This window comes from Flavobacterium sp. Leaf82, from assembly GCF_001422725.1.
Taxonomy (GTDB): domain Bacteria; phylum Bacteroidota; class Bacteroidia; order Flavobacteriales; family Flavobacteriaceae; genus Flavobacterium.
Genome location: NZ_LMMA01000031.1, coordinates 1 through 1,095, shown reverse-complemented (window position 1 = coordinate 1,095; position 1,095 = coordinate 1). Strand labels below are relative to the sequence as shown.

Annotated in this window: 1 protein-coding gene; it reads right to left on the bottom strand. The window is 33.6% G+C overall.

Going from position 1 to position 1,095, the window contains the following annotated elements:
• A partial coding sequence (locus ASF10_RS14415; RefSeq protein WP_157849065.1) for an AMP-binding protein occupies positions 1 to 1,095 on the bottom strand: 1,095 nt, incomplete at both ends.

The window sequence follows — 1,095 nt, the reverse complement described above, 5'->3', positions numbered from 1 at the left end:
CCAAAAACTTAATATTACCATCTGCAAGCCAGAATCCAAGATCGCCGGTCTTATACATTATGCCTCCTTCCATAAAAGGATTTACAACAAATTTCTCTGCCGTAAGTACAGGATTGTTGAGATAGCCAAGTCCAACGCCAATTCCGCCAATGCAGATTTCTCCTATCGCTCCAATCGGTACTTGTTTTGAGTTTCTATCAAGTATAAATATTTTTGTATTTCTTATAGGTTTTCCTATAGGAATTGAATCTATATCTTCATTTTTAAAATGATATTCTGTTGAAACATCGCTTGCCTCACTTGGTCCGTAACTATTGAAAAGCGCTACATTATATTCTTTTAAGAATTCTTTAATCAATTCTAACTTAATAGATTCACCTCCCAAAATAACCTTATCCAGACAGGCAAGATCAGCCTGGTTCTCATCCAATAAATTATAAAACAATGTTGGTGCACAGTTTATAATTGTAATTTTATTGTTTTTAATGAAATTTCTGGTGTTCACAGGATGAAATTCAGAATCTATACACACACATGCTCCTACTATTAATGGAGCAAAATAATTTTTTTGGGTTAAATCAAAACTCAAATTGCTTATCACACCAATTTTGTCTGTTTTGCCAATTTTCTCTGCGTACCATTTTACCGTATTTGTAAATCCTTTATAAATATTTATGGCTCCTTTTGGCATGCCTGTAGAACCGGACGTATACATTAAATATACAACATCATCCAATGCTATGCGGATATTGGGCTTGTCTGTTGGTTCTTTAATCAACTCATTTTTAAACTTTTCTAAAAATGAATCGTTAATTAATACTTGACATCCTGAATCGCTTAAAATATAATTAAACCTTTCGGATGGCAAAGAGGTATCAATTAAAACATAGGCAAAACCTGCTTTTAACACCCCTAGTAATGCCACAATTAAAAGCTCTGATCTTTCAATGCTTATCCCAATAATATCTCCTTGGGACACATCATCGAACTTTAGCAAATAATGCGCCAGTTGATTGGCTTTTTCGTTTAGTTCTTTATAGCTTAATTCGTTGTTTTCGAATACAACGGCAATATTATTTGGGGTTTCCTCTGCTT